The sequence below is a fragment of the Streptomyces sp. NPDC050211 genome (assembly GCF_040656035.1).
Lineage (GTDB): Bacteria > Actinomycetota > Actinomycetes > Streptomycetales > Streptomycetaceae > Streptomyces.
In genome coordinates, this window is record NZ_JBFALC010000015.1 from 115,277 (window position 1) to 129,646 (window position 14,370).

Below are 14,370 nucleotides of genomic sequence, written 5' to 3' on the forward strand. Positions count from 1 at the left end.
CCCTTACGCCTGTTCGACCGCCCAGTGACAGGCGCCCTGAACAAGCGCTTAGATAGTGGCCAGGAATCCACACCGAGCGGGAGGCCCCGTTGTTCACATCCGTCGACGAAGTCTCCATCCGCCTCGCCGAGACCGGCTATCTCGCCTCCCCCGCGGTCGCCACCACCGTCTTCCTCGCCGACCGTCTCGGCAAGCCGCTCCTGGTGGAGGGCCCCGCCGGCGTCGGCAAGACGGAGCTCGCCAAGGCGGTCGCCGCGATCGCCGGAGCGGAGCTCATACGGCTGCAGTGCTACGAAGGCGTCGACGAGTCCCGCGCGCTGTACGAGTGGAACCACGCCAAGCAGCTGCTGCGCATCACCGCGGGCCGCGACGAGACCTGGGACGAGACGCGCACCGACATCTTCAGCGAGGAGTTCCTGCTCCCCCGCCCGCTGCTGACGGCCATCCGGGGCGACACCCCGAAGGTCCTGCTGATCGACGAGACCGACAAGGCGGACGTCGAGGTGGAGGGCCTGCTGCTCGAAGTGCTGAGCGACTTCCAGGTCACCGTCCCCGAACTGGGCACGGTCACGGCCACGCGCCGCCCCTTCGTCGTCCTCACCTCGAACGCGAGCCGCGAGCTGTCCGAGGCGCTGCGCCGCCGCTGTCTGTTCCTCCACATCGGCTTCCCCGACGAGGAGTTGGAGCGCCGGATCGTACGGCTGAAGGTGCCCGACCTCGACGAGGCGCTGGCCGCGTCGGTGGTGCGCGTCGTCGGCGCCCTGCGGGCGATGGACCTGCGCAAGGTGCCCTCGGTCGCCGAGACCGTCGACTGGGCGCGCACGCTGCTGGCGCTGGGCGCCGACACGCTCGACGAGACGGTCGTACAGGCCAGTCTGGGCGTGCTCCTCAAGCACCAGGACGATGTCCTGAAGGCGGCCGCCAAGCTCGATCTGGACGCCGTGTGACCGCGGCGGCATCGGATGTCGCGGCGCGGCTGACGGACTTCGTCGCCGCGCTCCGTGCGCACGGCATCCGCATCGGCACCGGGGAGACCGTGGACGCCGGCCGGGCGGTGGCGGCGCTGGGCCTGGCGGACCGTGAGCAACTGCGCGAGGGACTGGCCGCGACGCTGCTGCACGGCACGGGACAACGGCCGGTGTTCGACCCGGTCTTCGACCTGTACTTCCCGCGGGGCGTGGGGGCGCCGGAGGAGCAGCCCGCGGACCGGGACGATCTGCGGGACCGGCTCGCGAAGGCACTGACCGCCAACGACACCGCGTTGATGGGCCGGTTGGCGGGCGAGGCCGTCGACGGCTTCGGCGGGTACGGGAGTTCTCCGGCGTCGGACGGCTGGTCGTCGTACCAGACCCTCGACCGGCTCCGCCCGCAGACGCTGCTGGCCCGCGTCCGCGACGACATCCGGGCGCAGAACGGCACTTCAGGGTTTGCGGACCGGCTCCTCGACGACGAGATCCGGCGGCGGATCGAGGCGTTCCGGGCGATGGTGGCCACGGAGGCGCGGCGCCGGGTCGCCGAGCGGCGCGGGCGGGACGAGATCGCCCGGCGGGCGGTGGCCCCGACCGCCGACCGGGTCGACTTCCTCTACGCCGGCCGGGACCGGGTGGCCGAGCTGCGCAGGACGGTGCAGCCGCTCGCCCGGAAGCTCGCCACTCGGCTGGCGGCACGCCGGCGCCGTGCCGCGCGGGGCACGATCGACCTGCGCCGGACGCTGCGCGGCTCGCTGTCGACGGGCGGGGTGCCGATGCGGCCCGTGCTGCGCCGGCGCCGTCCGGCCCGGCCCGAACTGGTGCTGCTGTGCGATGTGTCGGGGTCCGTGTCCGGCTTCTCGGACTTCACGATGCTGCTGGTGCAGGCGCTGCACGACCAGTTCAGCAAGGTGCGGGTGTTCGCCTTCGTCAACCGGATCGACGAGGTGACCGGGCTGCTCCGGCACGGCGCCGCCGATCCCCAGGGACTCGGCGCCCGCATCCAGACGGAGGCCACGCTCACCCGCTGGCACGGCAGCAGCGACTACGGCACCGCACTGGGCGAGTTCGCGGAGCACTACGCCGACGCACTGGGCCCGCGTACGACCGTGTTCATCCTCGGCGACGCCCGCACCAACATGAGCGACCCCAACCTGCCCGCCGTACGCGACATCGCCGAACGGGCCCGCCGCGTCTACTGGTTGAACCCCGAGCCGCGCACGCTATGGGGCACCGGCGACTCGGCCGCGCCCGAGTACGCCGGTGTCGTCGGAATGCACGAGTGCCGCAACGCCCGGCAGCTCGGCGACCTGATCGCCCGCCTGCTGCCGGTGTGATGCCAGCACCGGTGACCAGGGCGACGGAACGTCTCTCCCGAACCCCCTAGGGGTGCTCTCCGGGGGGAACCAGGGCTTGCTCCTCATTCCCGGGCGGACCTCGCCCTTCTACGCTCCGCAGTAACAGAGGGGGGATTCCATGAAGGCTGTGATCCAGGACCGGTACTGCTCGGCGGACGAGCTGCAGATCAGAGAGGTCGACCGGCCGGTACCGAAGCCCGACCAGGTGCTCGTGCGGGTGCATGCGGCGTCCGTCAACGCCAAGGACTGGCACATGATGCACGGCGACCCGAAGCTGATGCGTATCTCCATGGGACTGCGCGCACCCAAGTTGAAGATCCGCGGCAATGACTTCGCGGGCCGGGTCGAAGCCGTCGGCAGCGAGGTGAAGGGGCTGCACCCGGGCGACGAGGTGTTCGGCGAGACCGACGGGACGTTCGCCGAGTACGCGTGCGCCCGCTCCGCGGCCGTGGCCCCGAAACCGCCCGGCCTCACCTTCGAGCAGGCCGCCGCGATACCGGTGGCGGGATGCACCGCGCTCATGGGCCTGCGCGACGTGGCCCGCGTGCGGTCCGGGCAGACGATCCTGATCAACGGCGCGTCCGGCGGCGTCGGCACGTTCGCGGTGCAGCTCGCGAAGGTGTACGGCCTGGACGTCACCGCGGTGTGCCGGACCCGCAACGTGGACATGGTCCGCTCGCTCGGCGCGGACCATGTCGTCGACTACAGCCAGGAGGACTTCACCCGGAGCGGACGCCGGTACGACGTGGTGCTCGACCTGGTCGGCAACAAGTCGCTGAGCGAGTTCCGGAGCGTGCTGACCCCGGCCGGCACGCTGGTGCTGTCCGGCGGCGGGACCTACAACGGTGGCACCTTCTTCGGGCCGATGAGTCTCTTCTTTCAGGGGCGGGTGGTCGGCAGGTTCGTTCGGCACCGCGTGGTCGAGATCGCGGCGGTCATGACCACGGAGTATCTGACCGTCCTGGGCGAGCTGGCCGAGTCCGGAAAGGTGGTCCCGGTCATCGACCGCACGTATCCGTTCGCCGAGATACCGGCGGCGATCCGGTACCTGGAGGTGGAGCACGCGCGCGCGAAGGTCGTCATCACGGTGTAACGTGCCGGCGCGGGCCGACCGGTCCTAGTCCTTCTTCGCGAACTCCCTCGCGGTCTGCCCCTGGAAGTCGTAGACCACGACCTGCTCGTCGCCCACGACCCAGGCGTCGTGCCCGGGCGAGACGACGAAGACATCGCCGGGGCCGACTTCGCTCTCGCCGCCTTCGTCCATCTTGATGTGCATGCGGCCTTGGGCGACGTAGCCGTTGTGGTGCATCTGACAGGTGTCCGTGCCCGCGATCGGGGCCACGGACTCGGTCCAGCGCCAGCCGGGCTCGAAGGTCGCCACGGCGAAGTCAAGATCCGTCATGTGGATGGCTTCCATGTGGCCGCGGGGGAAATCACGCCGCTCGTCCGGCTTCTCGAGCGTCTTCACTTCCAGCACCATGACGCGCTCCCTTCCGGTCGCGGTTCACCGCGGCCGCGGCCGGTCTCCCCGGCGGCCCTGGGCACCGCCGTCGGCTGCCGGCCCCCTGCCCTTCCATCGTCCGTCCGACCACCGGGAGCCGCCATTCGGGGGAGCCTGCTCAGGCCTGCTTCCCGCAGATCTCAGCGAAGCGCCCGGCGTCGATGTTGCCGCCGGAGATGATCACGCCGACCCGGCGCGGAAGTGCGCCCACTCGGCTGGTGAGCAGGGCGGCCAGCGGTGTGGCACCGCTGGGCTCCACGACGATCTTCAGCCGCTCGAAGGCGAACCGCATCGCGTCCCTGATCTCGTCGTCGCCGACCAGCGCGATCTCGTCGACCAGCCGTCGATTCACGGAGAAGGTGAGCTCTCCGGGGGTGTGCAGGGCCTGTCCGTCGGCGATGGTGCGGGGCACGGGGATCGTGATGCGCCGGCCCGCCTCCAGCGACCTCTTGGTGTCGTCCCCGGCCTCCGGCTCGACGCCGATCATCCGGATCCCCGGGTACAGGCCCTTGGCGACCGTGGCACTGCCGGCCATGAGCCCGCCTCCGCCGACCGGTGTGACGAGGGCGTCCAACTCCCCCGCTTCTTCGAGGAGTTCCAGGGCGGCGGTGCCCTGCCCGGCGATGACATGCGGATGCTCGTACGGCGGGATGAGGGCGAGGCCCCGCTCGGCGGCCAGAGCTTCACCGATGGCGATGCGGTCGCCGGTGTAGCGGTCGTACGTCACGATCTCGGCGCCGTATCCGGCGGCGGCGTCCATCTTGGAGCGCGGGGCGTCCTCCGGCATGAGGATGACCGCGGTGGTGCCGAGTTCGCGGGCGGCCAGGGCGACGGCTTGGGCGTGGTTGCCGGACGAGTAGGCGGCGATACCCCGGGCCAGCTGCTCCGGTGCCAGCCGGGAGGCCGCGTTGTAGGCGCCGCGGAACTTGAAGGCGCCCACACGCTGGAAGTTCTCGCACTTGAGGAACACCTCGGCGCCGACGAGCGCGTCCAGCGTCCGTGAGCGCAGCACCGGGGTGCGGTGCGCGACGCCCTTGAGCCGGGCGGCGGCGTCACGGACGGCATCGAGGGTGACCGGCGGGGTCGTGGTCGTCACGCGTGTCCTCCATCGGCGTCGGGGTGGCCTCGGGCTCGATTCACACCCTCTAGACTAACAGTCCAGATCCTGTACTGACAGTCCAGATTTTCCGGCGCCCGCCGGGGAAACCCTCAGTACCCGACGTAGAACGTGGCGTCCTGCCGTTCCGTGGCGGTCGAGACGGGATCGATCCGCAGGGCGTAGTCGGCGTGCCTGATGTACCGGGTCGGGTTGTTGTAGGAGCGGAACGACGACCAGGAGGAGTCGGCGAGCCCCGCGGTCCGGTAGAAGGTGGCGTCGGCGGCGAACGTGGACGTGCCGTCGTTCTCGTCCAGCCTCAGGTTGTAGCTGTAGTGGCGCAGATAGCGGGCGGGGTAGTTGACCGACTGGAAGGAGACGCCCGCCGAGTCGGCGAGGCCTGGCACGAGCTTCCACTGCGAGTCGGGATACGGGTCGAAGGGGTATGCGTCGATCCGGCCCACGAACCCGCTGTGCCGGACGTAACGGCCCGGGTAGTTGTACGACTTCAGCCGGTTCCAGGCCGGGGCACCCCAGGCGGACACCAGATTGCCGTACTGGGCCGAGGTGATCGACTGTATGCCGCAGTGCTTGGAGTTGAGCGGCTGGGTGTAGAGGCGCTGGTCGAGCGCGGCCCAGGTGCCGGCCGCGAGGTTCGTGGTCTGCCAGGCGTAGAAGACGCCGTTCGGTGTGTAGGTGTCGCCCCAGAGGTACCAGGTGTTCGAGGTCAGGGACTTCACGACGGTCGGGGCCTCGGTGCCGCCGTGTGCGGCGGGCGTACTGAAGACCGTGAAGCTGCCCGGGTTCAGTGAGGTGGATCTCGCGCCGACGAGGGTCTGCTCCCGCTTGAAGTACAGGTAGTTGACGCCGTTCACGCCCACGGTCAGATTGCCGTCGATGACGTCGTAACCGGGGTCGAAGAAGACCTGCGGGTTCTCGGTCGTCCGGAAGTCGGTGGTGTAGCTCACCATGATCACGTTGTGGCCGCTGCTGTTCACCGACGAGTAGAGGATCCCGTACCGGCCGCGCCCGGCGTCCCAGAAGGCCTCCGGTGCCCAACTGTGCGTGTTCGTCATGTCGTGCAGCTTCAGCAGCCGGTAGCCGGTAAAGGTGCGCAGGTCGGCCGAGTCCCAGACGTGGATGTTCACGCTGTTGCGGGACCAGTCGGTGCCCTTCAGGTCCGTTGCCAGCACGACGAAGGTGCCGTCCCGCTTCCGCAGGATGAACGGGTCGCGCAGCCCGCCCGCGCCGGCGGTCGGCGTGACCACGGGGTTGTTCTGGTTCAGCGGCATCCACTGCAGGCCGTCGGTGCTGACGGCCAGATGCAGGCCGTAGTCGGCCTCCAGCATGGTCGTGGACTCGGTGAAGTAGCACATGACGTACGCCGAGTCGGCCGCGTGGGCCGATCCCGCACCGAGAGCCAGCGAGCCGGTCACGGCCAGCGGCACGGTGGCGGCCATACCGAGCACCTGACGGCGTGAGGGGCGGGGTCCGGGCTGGGCACTGCTGCTCATCTACCCTCCAAGAGGTCATCGACTTCCGATATTTCGAACGCAGTTCGGTGAATCGATCAGAAGGTAGAGGCGTGGTGACAGGGGGTCAATTGTTCTGTCAGGCCTTGTTGATTCCTGTGAGAACTCCCAGGACAGCCGCGTCAGCCGGGGGCGGTCGGGTCAGCGAGGAGTGAGGAGGCAGAACTCGTTGTCTTCCGGGTCGGCCAGAACCGTCCAGGGGATTGCGGACTGGTCGATACCAGGGTCGGTGGCGCCCAAGGCGCGCAGTCTGGCTTCTTCTGCGGCCAGGTCGTCACCGGGGTAGGGGCAGACGTCGAGGTGGACGCGGTTCCACCCGCTCTTGGTGTCGGGGGTGCGAACGAACTCCAGGTAGGGGCCGACGCCTTTGGCGGAGCGCATGGTCGCGTGGTCGTCGGAGACCTCGTGCAGCGTCCAGTCCATCGCCTCGTCCCAGAACCGAGCCATCCTTCGCGGGTCGGTGCAGTCGACCACCACCGCGGCAATCGGCCCGGTGTCCTGGTAGATCGGGCGGGGCTCCAGGACGCAGAACTCGTTGCCCTCCGGGTCGGCCATCACCGTCCAGGGGACGTCGCCCTGACCCACGTCGGCGAGCGTCGCGCCGAGATCCTTCAAGCGCGCGACCAGCTCCGTCCGGTGGGCGGTCGAGGTGGTGGCCAGATCGAGGTGCACCCGATTCTTCACCGTTTTGGGTTCCGGGCGGGCGATGATGTCGATGCAGACGGCCACGGGGTCGGGATAGGCGAAACCCACGGGTTCGAGGTTGGTCACGCCGGGTCCTTCGCTGTCGACACCCCAACCGAGTGCCTCCGCCCAGAACCGGCCGAGCGCGGAGTCGTCCTGGGCCTTCATATTGATCTGCACGAGTCTTGATGCCATGCCGCAGATCCTAAAAGCTGCCGCGGACCCAGGTCGCCGCGATCAGTACTTGCTCCCCCTGGTACTGACCATGGTCACACGCGTCGAGACTGCGCGAGTCCTTGTGAACGAAGGCGCGACCTGACCACGCCGTCTGCACCCGCGTAGTACGCGGAGGAGAAACCGCCCGAGTCCTGGAACATGGCGGCCAGCCCGGTCGCTCCTTCGGCGGCCGCGGCCGCCTGGACGTGGGCGGGGTAGGACACACCCGTCATCACCACCCTGCGCCAGGCGATCGTGTCTGCCCCGTCCGGGCCTCACCGAGGTACGCCTGGGCCACGACGTCCTCGCGACCGTGGCACGGTGAACCGAGAGGGGAAGCTCAGGGCTAGGGGCTGGCCTTGGGTTCCTCGGCACCAACCAGTCGACCTTGTTTGGTTCAGCGCACCCTGCCCCGCGGCTTCAACGGCAGCGGCGGCAGTTCTGGCGCCAGCAGCGGATCACCGTCGTAGCCCTTCACCTCGCCGAAGCGGGAGCCGGTCATCCAGTCCTGGCGGGCCTGTTCGATGTCGGCCTGGGTGCGTCCGATGAAGTTCCACCACATGATCAGTTCCTCCTCGAACGGCTCACCGCCGAGAAGCATCAGCCCCGCGTCCGACGCGGCGCGCAGCGGCAGTTCGGTGCGGCCGCAGCCGAGGTAGAGCATCGAGCCCGGCAGCACCGGCACCCCGTCCACCTGGGCCTCGCCGGACATGGACAGCACGGCGTATTCGAAGTCCGGCTCCAGCGGCAGGCGTACGTCCGCGCCGCCGGCGAGGGCCAGGTCGGCGCCGACGATCGGGGTGTACGTCGTGCCGGGCGAGGCGGCGCCGTCGAGCTCGCCGAGGATCATGGTGGCCCGGAGGCCGGGCGCGGTGACGACGGGCAGTTCGCCGTGGTGCTCGAAGCGCGGGTCGGTGTGGCGGTGTCCGTCGGGGAGGGCGACCCACAGCTGGGCGCCGTGCAGGAGGCGGGCGTGTGAGCGGGGGCTCTCCTCGGAGTGGCTGATCGCCCGACCCGAGGTCATCAGGCCCAGTTCGCGCGGGCGGATGGTCTGCAGGCTGCCCGTCGAGTCGCGGTGGAGCACCTCGCCCTCATGCAGCCAGCTGACCGTCTGAAGTCCCATGTGGGGGTGCGGCGGGACCTGCATGCCGGGCTCGTCAGCGATGTCGTCGGGGCCGTAGTGATCGACGAAGCACCAGGCGCCGACCATACGGCGGCCCAGGTTGGGCAGGAGACGGCGGACCTCGGTGGACTCGCCGAGCTTGACGTGGCGAGGGCTGAGAAGTTCACGCACGGGCTCCGGCACGACGAAGCCGCGGCCGCCGCACAGCGCGGGAACCGCCTCGCGATCAAGATTGCTCATGGCGCCCAACCTAGACCCGAGGGAGTCCTCGCGTCAGTCCAACGCAGGCCAGGCCCATCCGAAAATAGTAGCCATGAATATAGTAGCCATGTACTCTATTCGCATGAGCATGGCTTCCGAGGGCGCGACGCCCGGTTTTCTGGTCTGGCGGCTGTCCACGAAGTGGCGGGTCGCGGTCGACCGCGCGGTCACCCCGCTGGGACTGACCCACGCGCAGTACGCGCTGGTGGCCTCGTTGTACGGCATGCAGCGCGGCGGCGAGCGCCCCAGCCAGCGGCGCCTCGCGGACCACACCGGTCTCGAACCGCTGTATGTCTCCAAGCTGGCGCGCACCCTCGAAACGGCCGGCCTGCTCGAACGCACCCGTGATCCCCGCGACCCGCGCGCGGTGCAACTGGCCCTGACCGAGCAGGGCCGTGAGCGGACCCGGGAGGCGATCAAGGTCGTCCAAGGCCTGCTGCAACAGCTGTTGGAGCCCCTCGGCGGCCTCGACAGCCCGCGCACCCGGGAGTTCACCCGCGATCTGGCCACCCTGCTCGACGCACCTCTTGATCCGTTCGCCATGGACCGCGAGTCCGACAAGGAGCAGTCATGACCACCACCACCCCGGTCGACCCCCGCGTCATAGCCCTGGCCCACTACGCCGGCCGCGCGCTTCTCGAGCAGGCACTGGCCCGCCACGGCGCCACGTTCCAGCAGTCCGTCACCCTCCGGTCCGCCGCCACCGCCGACGAACCGATCGAGCGGGACCGCCTCGTCGACAGTGTCGTCGGCGCGCTGAAGATCGACGCCGCGGACTCGCACTCCGTGGTCGACGAACTGCTCGCGGCGAACCTGCTGGCTCCTCAGGGGCCGTCCCAGCTGCGGATCACGGACGCCGGACGGGCGCTGCTCGACAGGACGTCGGCCGAGACCGCCCCCATCACCGCCCGGATCTACGCCGGTATCCCGGCCGAGGAACTGGCCACCGCAGGACGGGTGCTGACCCTCATCACCGAGCGGGCCAACGCCGAACTCGCCGCCATGGCCGCCCACTGACCCAGTAGTGGAATATTGAACCACCGTGCTCCGTTGACGGCGCCGAAGGAGGTCACGAGTGGACACGACGTACTACGACCACGGAACAGAGGCGGAGCGCTGGGAGCGTGCGCAGTTGTTCTTCGACGCCAGGGACTACGCCGCCGCGGCGCGCGTGCTGGTCGGGCTGGTCGAGGAGGTGCCGGAGCAGACCGGACCGCGGCTGCTGCTGGCACGCGCCTACTACCACTCGGCCCAACTGCGCCGCGCGGAGACCGAGTTGCGCACGCTCGTCGAGCGCGACCCGGTGGAGCACTACGCCCGGCTGATGCTGGGCCGGACCCTGCAGCGGCAGGGGCGGCACGAGGAGGCGGAGCAGCACATGCGCCTCGCCTCGGCACTCGCCGGGGACTTCGAGCGGCTGTGAGCCACGACGGGGGCCCGGTTCCCACAGGGGAACCGGGCCCCCGTCCGGTTCATACTTCCGCGTTACGCGGCGTCCGGCGCCCCCGGCGGTGGGCGATCTCCCCGAGCACGACGTCCACCACGATGAACGCGGCCAGTGGAATACCGAGCAGCGGCACGAAGTAGCCGAGGACGGCGATCACCGCGACCAGCGGCACGAGGATCTGCGGGGGCACCTGCTGCCAGGCCCCGCGCGGGATCGGCCGGCCGAAGGCGGAGCCGCGGCCACGCTGCCACCACATGCGGTAGCCCAGCACGATCAGCACGATCAAGCTGAGCGCGAGAAGCATCAGGGCGATCTGGTTGACCAGGCCGAAGAGGATTCCGGTGTGCAGATCGATGCCCCAGCGGGTCAGCTTCGCGAGCAGCGGATAGTCGTCGAACCGCAGCACGTCGGTGACCTCGCCGGTGGCCGGGTCGATCGCGACCGAGTCCTGCTTCGTCGGCCAGCTGCGCTGCACCTGCTTGACGACGTACGCGGACGACGCGTCGGCCGGCGGGACGATCTCGACCGGATCGCCGAGCTCCTCGGCACGTGCGGAGGCCAGGATCTTGTCGAGGCCGACACCATGCTCGGCGTTCCCACCGGAACCGGCCGCGGCACCGTGCCCACCGTGGTCGCCGCCCCCGGTCGCCGAGACCGACGGGGTGGAGTGGCCGAGCGAGGTCCGCAGTTCGTCGATGTTGGCGCCGGCGTAGGTCGACCAGGTCAGGCCGGTCGCGGACAGGAAGAAGAACCCGATCGCTGCCCAGACGCCCACGGTCCCGTGCAGACCCAGTGTGCGCCGCCGCCCGCTGGTGCCCCGCACCTTCCGCAGGGCCCGGCGGCGGGACAGCCACAGCACCACGCCGCCGCCCGCGATCACCCACAGCCAGCTCGCGGCGAACTCACTGTAGAGGCGGCCGTTCTCGCCGAGGTGCAGGTCCCGGTGGAACTCGTCGATCCACGTACGCAGCGGCAGTGCGCCGGTCGAGCCGTACTGTTCGAGGGCGCCACGCACCTCGGCCGTGTACGGGTCGACGAACACGGCGAGCGTATGGGTGTCGTCGACGCCCTTGACGCCGGACAGCAGCACACGGGTGCTCGCGTCGTCCGCCGGGGAGGGGCGTACCGCCGAGACCGTGCCGTCGGGGTGGGCCTTGCGGGCGGCGGCCACCTGCTCGGAGATCGGCAGCTTGGTGTCGCCGACCGGGACGGTCATCTCGTCGGCGTACACGATCTTCTCGACCTGGAACGAGGCGGCGTACAGCAGACCGGTGGTGGCGGCGACGAGCAGGAACGGTGCGACGAGGAGCCCGGCGTAGAAGTGCAGACGCAGGACCAAGGGGCGGAGCGGGGCCCATCTGCTGGGGGACGGCGCCGGGGCGGCGGCTTTCGGGGCCTCGTCCGTGGAGGTCGAGGGAGCGATGGACATCGGCGGCTTCTCCGGGGCTGGGGACGTTTCTCGGGTCTGGCGGTCCAGTAGTCGGGGGAACAGCGCGCCGAGTTCCCGGCATCTGGAGTGACGTACGCCACACAGTCGCGATCCGGTCGTCGTGGTGCCGTGGCATTCTGGCCCGATGTCATCTCCCCATGACCGCGCGCCCCTTGCCGAGCTGGTCGAGGAACTCCTCGCCACCGAGGGGCCGCTGACCATCGTCGAGGCGGGCGAACCGGTGCTGCGGCACGCCGCCGAGCCCTTCGACGGACAGCTGGACCCCGCGCTTCTGGCGCGTTTCGTCGCGGCGCTGCGCGGCACGATGCACGCGGCGCCGGGTGTGGGCCTGGCGGCCCCGCAGGTAGGGGTGCCGCTGCGGATCGCGGTCATCGAGGATCCGGCGCCGGTTCCCGACGAGGTGCGGGTGGCGCGCGGGCGGGTGCCGCAGCCGTTCCGGGTGCTGGTCAATCCGTCGTACGAAGCCGTCGGGCCCGGCCGGGCCGCGTTCTTCGAGGGCTGCCTCAGCGTGCCGGGCTGGCAGGCGGTGGTGGCACGGCACGCCGAGGTGCGGCTGACGGGCGAGGACGAGCACGGCCGCCCTCTGGACGAGGTGTTCAGCGGCTGGCCCGCGCGGATCGTGCAGCACGAGACGGATCACCTCGACGGCACGCTGTATCTGGACCGCGCGGAGCTGCGCTCACTGTCCTCGGGCCGGGCGATGGCCGAACGCTGGGCGCAGCCGACGCCGGATGCGGCGGCGGCTGCGCTGGGATTCCGGCTGCCCGAGGCGTGACTCAGTTGTCCCGGTAGGCCTCCAGCAGCCGCAGCCAGATCTCGCTGATCGTCGGATAGGACGGCACCGCGTGCCACAGCCGGCCGATCGGGACCTGCCCGGCGACCGCGATCGTGGCCGAGTGGATCAGTTCGCCGACGCCGGGGCCGACGAAGGTGACGCCGAGGAGGATCTCGCGTTCCAGGTCGACGACCATGCGGGCGCGGCCGCGGTAGCCGTCGGCGTACAGGCCCGCGCCGGCGACCGAGGACAGCTCGACGTCCACGGCGCGGACGCGGTGGCCCGCCTGCTCCGCCTCGGCGAGGGAGAGCCCTACGGCCGCCGCTTCCGGGTCGGTGAACACGACCTGGGGTACGGCCGCGTGGTCGGCGGTGGCGGCGTGGGCACCCCACGGGTCCGACTCCAGGAGCGGTACGCCGGAGGCGCGGGCGGCGATGGCGGCGCCCGCGATCCGGGCCTGGTACTTGCCCTGGTGGGTGAGGAGGGCGCGGTGGTTGACGTCGCCGACCGCGTAGAGCCACTCGCTGCCGGTGACGCGCAGGCTGTCGTCGACCGGCAGCCAGGAGCCCGGCTCCAGGCCGACCGTGTCCAGGCCGATGTCGTCGGTGCGCGGGGCGCGCCCGGTGGCGAAGAGGATCTCGTCGCCCTCGATACGGTCGCCGGCCTCGGTCACGGCCACGACCGTGCCGTTCTCACGGGTCACCGATGCGAGCGACGTGCCGGTACGGACGTCCACGCCCGCTTCCGCGAGCCCGTCGCCGACCAGCTCGCCGGCGAAGGGCTCCATGCGGTTGAGCAGGCCCTTGCCGCGGACGAGGAGCGTGACCTGCGAGCCGAGGGCCTGCCAGGCGGCCGCCATCTCGGTTGCCACGACGCCGCCGCCCACCACGATCAGCCGGCCGGGCGCGGCCTTCGCGCTGGTGGCCTCCCGGCTGGTCCAGGGCCCGACGTCGGCGAGCCCGGGCAGATCGGGCACGAGGGCGCGGCTGCCGGTGGCGACCACGACGGCGTGCCGTGCGGTCAGGACGTGCTGTTCGCCGTCCGGGCCGGTCACGGTGACCTCGCAGGGTCCGGTGAGGCGGCCGTGGCCGCGGTAGAGGTCGGCGCCGATGCCGTCGATCCACTGGACCTGGCCGTCGTCCTTCCAGTGGGAGGTGAACTCGTCGCGGCGGGCGAGGACCGCGGCGGTGTCGAGCGGGCCCTGCACCGACTGCTTCAGACCGGCGAGGCGGCGGGCGTCGGCCTGGGCGATGACCGGGCGCAGCAGGGCCTTGCTGGGCATGCACGCCCAGTACGAGCACTCGCCGCCGACCAGCTCACTCTCCACGACCGCGGTGGCGAGACCGGCCGCACGGGTGCGGTCGGCGACGTTCTCCCCCACGGGCCCGGCTCCGAGCACCACGACGTCGTACACGTTGGAATCCGTTTCCGTCATGGGGTCAGTCTGGTGGGTGGTGTGCGCTGTGGCCACACGGGTACGTGCGCGGAATACGCAATGGGTCGGACGTGTTGAGCGGACGGCTTCGCCCCGACATCAGGAAGAGAGAATCACGCCATGAGCAGCACCGTGGAGCTCACCAAGGAGAACTTCGACCAGACGGTCACGGACAACGACTTCGTCCTGATCGACTTCTGGGCGTCCTGGTGCGGGCCGTGCCGTCAGTTCGCCCCGGTCTACGAACAGGCCGCCCAGGACAACCCCGACCTGGTGTTCGGCAAGGTCGACACGGAGGCACAGCCCGAGCTGGCCCAGGCCTTCGGTATCCAGTCGATTCCGACGCTGATGATCGTCCGTGACCGGGTCGCCGTGTTCTCGCAGCCCGGCGCCCTGCCCGAGGCCGCGCTGACCGATGTCATCGGACAGGCCCGGAAGCTGGACATGGACGAGGTCCGCAAGGCCGTCGAGGAGCAGCAGGCCAAGGCCGAGCAGAACGGCGAGTGAACGCGGGGGCGTTGTGC

At 70.4% G+C, this 14,370-nt stretch carries 16 protein-coding genes; 8 read left to right on the plus strand and 8 right to left on the minus strand.

Going from position 1 to position 14,370, the window contains the following annotated elements; all coding sequences use genetic code 11:
- Positions 1-89: 89 nt before the first annotated feature.
- The 3 genes from AB0I98_RS18375 to AB0I98_RS18385 all read left to right on the plus strand — a co-directional run bounded on the left by AB0I98_RS18375 (position 90) and on the right by AB0I98_RS18385 (position 3,419).
- Positions 90-947: a MoxR family ATPase gene (locus tag AB0I98_RS18375; protein WP_362942512.1), complete on the plus strand. Its 858-nt coding sequence runs from the start codon at positions 90-92 to the stop codon at positions 945-947.
- Complete coding sequence (locus AB0I98_RS18380; RefSeq protein ID WP_362942515.1) at positions 944-2,305, plus strand: VWA domain-containing protein; 1,362 nt, start codon at positions 944-946, stop codon at positions 2,303-2,305. The genes AB0I98_RS18375 and AB0I98_RS18380 overlap by 4 nt, the downstream gene beginning before the upstream one ends.
- 139 nt (positions 2,306-2,444) lie before the next feature.
- Positions 2,445-3,419, plus strand: a complete 975-nt coding sequence (locus tag AB0I98_RS18385) for an NAD(P)-dependent alcohol dehydrogenase (protein ID WP_362942518.1) — start codon at positions 2,445-2,447, stop codon at positions 3,417-3,419.
- Between the two features lie 24 nt (positions 3,420-3,443).
- Here AB0I98_RS18385 and AB0I98_RS18390 read toward each other — a convergent pair whose 3' ends face one another.
- From AB0I98_RS18390 to AB0I98_RS18415, 6 genes are all read right to left on the minus strand, one after another.
- Positions 3,444-3,803, minus strand: coding sequence for a cupin domain-containing protein (locus AB0I98_RS18390; RefSeq protein WP_362942602.1), 360 nt, complete (start codon positions 3,801-3,803; stop codon positions 3,444-3,446).
- A gap of 142 nt (positions 3,804-3,945) precedes the next feature.
- Entirely contained in the window at positions 3,946-4,923 is a 978-nt protein-coding gene (locus AB0I98_RS18395; protein ID WP_362942521.1) for a pyridoxal-phosphate dependent enzyme, read from the minus strand.
- Positions 4,924-5,036: 113 nt separating this feature from the next.
- Positions 5,037-6,437, minus strand: a complete 1,401-nt coding sequence (locus tag AB0I98_RS18400) for a glycoside hydrolase family 43 protein (protein ID WP_362942524.1) — start codon at positions 6,435-6,437, stop codon at positions 5,037-5,039.
- 159 nt (positions 6,438-6,596) lie between these two features.
- On the minus strand, positions 6,597-7,334 hold the full coding sequence (locus AB0I98_RS18405) for a VOC family protein (protein WP_362942527.1): 738 nt from the start codon (positions 7,332-7,334) through the stop codon (positions 6,597-6,599).
- Between the two features lie 74 nt (positions 7,335-7,408).
- Positions 7,409-7,588 (minus strand): CocE/NonD family hydrolase, encoded by a 180-nt coding sequence (locus tag AB0I98_RS18410; protein WP_362942530.1) that lies wholly within the window; start codon positions 7,586-7,588, stop codon positions 7,409-7,411.
- A 164-nt stretch (positions 7,589-7,752) separates the two neighbouring features.
- Positions 7,753-8,718 (minus strand): pirin family protein, encoded by a 966-nt coding sequence (locus AB0I98_RS18415; protein ID WP_362942533.1) that lies wholly within the window; start codon positions 8,716-8,718, stop codon positions 7,753-7,755.
- A 103-nt stretch (positions 8,719-8,821) separates the two neighbouring features.
- On the opposite strand from AB0I98_RS18415, the gene AB0I98_RS18420 reads away from it, so the two are divergent.
- Genes AB0I98_RS18420 through AB0I98_RS18430 form a run of 3 tightly spaced genes read left to right on the plus strand, consistent with a single transcriptional unit; the run spans position 8,822 to position 10,162 of the window.
- A complete protein-coding gene (locus AB0I98_RS18420) occupies positions 8,822-9,313 on the plus strand; it encodes a MarR family transcriptional regulator (protein WP_362942536.1) in 492 nt (163 codons plus the stop codon).
- Positions 9,310-9,756, plus strand: coding sequence for a MarR family transcriptional regulator (locus tag AB0I98_RS18425; RefSeq protein WP_362942539.1), 447 nt, complete (start codon positions 9,310-9,312; stop codon positions 9,754-9,756). Before AB0I98_RS18420 ends, AB0I98_RS18425 begins: the two co-directional genes overlap by 4 nt.
- Before the next feature lie 58 nt (positions 9,757-9,814).
- The gene (locus AB0I98_RS18430; protein ID WP_362942542.1) at positions 9,815-10,162 is read left to right on the plus strand and encodes a tetratricopeptide repeat protein; all 348 of its coding nucleotides are present in this window, start codon (positions 9,815-9,817) and stop codon (positions 10,160-10,162) included.
- Positions 10,163-10,211: 49 nt separating this feature from the next.
- On the opposite strand, the gene AB0I98_RS18435 is transcribed toward AB0I98_RS18430, so the two are convergent.
- Positions 10,212-11,615, minus strand: coding sequence for a PepSY-associated TM helix domain-containing protein (locus AB0I98_RS18435; protein WP_362942545.1), 1,404 nt, complete (start codon positions 11,613-11,615; stop codon positions 10,212-10,214).
- Between the two features lie 145 nt (positions 11,616-11,760).
- Here AB0I98_RS18435 and AB0I98_RS18440 point away from each other — a divergent pair, with 145 nt between their 5' ends.
- Positions 11,761-12,411: a peptide deformylase gene (locus tag AB0I98_RS18440; RefSeq protein WP_362942548.1), complete on the plus strand. Its 651-nt coding sequence runs from the start codon at positions 11,761-11,763 to the stop codon at positions 12,409-12,411.
- A 1-nt stretch (position 12,412) separates the two neighbouring features.
- On the opposite strand, the gene AB0I98_RS18445 is transcribed toward AB0I98_RS18440, so the two are convergent.
- Complete coding sequence (locus AB0I98_RS18445; protein ID WP_362942551.1) at positions 12,413-13,846, minus strand: NAD(P)/FAD-dependent oxidoreductase; 1,434 nt, start codon at positions 13,844-13,846, stop codon at positions 12,413-12,415.
- Positions 13,847-13,966: 120 nt separating this feature from the next.
- Between AB0I98_RS18445 and trxA the strand changes: the two genes are divergently transcribed.
- Positions 13,967-14,353, plus strand: coding sequence for a thioredoxin (gene trxA / locus AB0I98_RS18450; RefSeq protein ID WP_328350454.1), 387 nt, complete (start codon positions 13,967-13,969; stop codon positions 14,351-14,353).
- Positions 14,354-14,370 lie beyond the last annotated feature (17 nt).

What these genes read in the sequence shown, in the direction of transcription:
- AB0I98_RS18425 (WP_362942539.1), top strand. Translation starts at nt 9,310, where the DNA reads ATGACCACCACCACCCCGGTCGACCCCCGCGTCATAGCCCTGGCCCAC.
- AB0I98_RS18400 (WP_362942524.1), bottom strand. Translation starts at nt 6,437, where the DNA reads ATGAGCAGCAGTGCCCAGCCCGGACCCCGCCCCTCACGCCGTCAGGTG.
- AB0I98_RS18435 (WP_362942545.1), bottom strand. Translation starts at nt 11,615, where the DNA reads ATGTCCATCGCTCCCTCGACCTCCACGGACGAGGCCCCGAAAGCCGCC.
- AB0I98_RS18440 (WP_362942548.1), top strand. Translation starts at nt 11,761, where the DNA reads ATGTCATCTCCCCATGACCGCGCGCCCCTTGCCGAGCTGGTCGAGGAA.
- AB0I98_RS18415 (WP_362942533.1), bottom strand. Translation starts at nt 8,718, where the DNA reads ATGAGCAATCTTGATCGCGAGGCGGTTCCCGCGCTGTGCGGCGGCCGC.
- AB0I98_RS18410 (WP_362942530.1), bottom strand. Translation starts at nt 7,588, where the DNA reads ATGACGGGTGTGTCCTACCCCGCCCACGTCCAGGCGGCCGCGGCCGCC.
- AB0I98_RS18445 (WP_362942551.1), bottom strand. Translation starts at nt 13,846, where the DNA reads ATGACGGAAACGGATTCCAACGTGTACGACGTCGTGGTGCTCGGAGCC.
- AB0I98_RS18405 (WP_362942527.1), bottom strand. Translation starts at nt 7,334, where the DNA reads ATGGCATCAAGACTCGTGCAGATCAATATGAAGGCCCAGGACGACTCC.
- trxA (WP_328350454.1), top strand. Translation starts at nt 13,967, where the DNA reads ATGAGCAGCACCGTGGAGCTCACCAAGGAGAACTTCGACCAGACGGTC.
- AB0I98_RS18420 (WP_362942536.1), top strand. Translation starts at nt 8,822, where the DNA reads ATGAGCATGGCTTCCGAGGGCGCGACGCCCGGTTTTCTGGTCTGGCGG.
- AB0I98_RS18385 (WP_362942518.1), top strand. Translation starts at nt 2,445, where the DNA reads ATGAAGGCTGTGATCCAGGACCGGTACTGCTCGGCGGACGAGCTGCAG.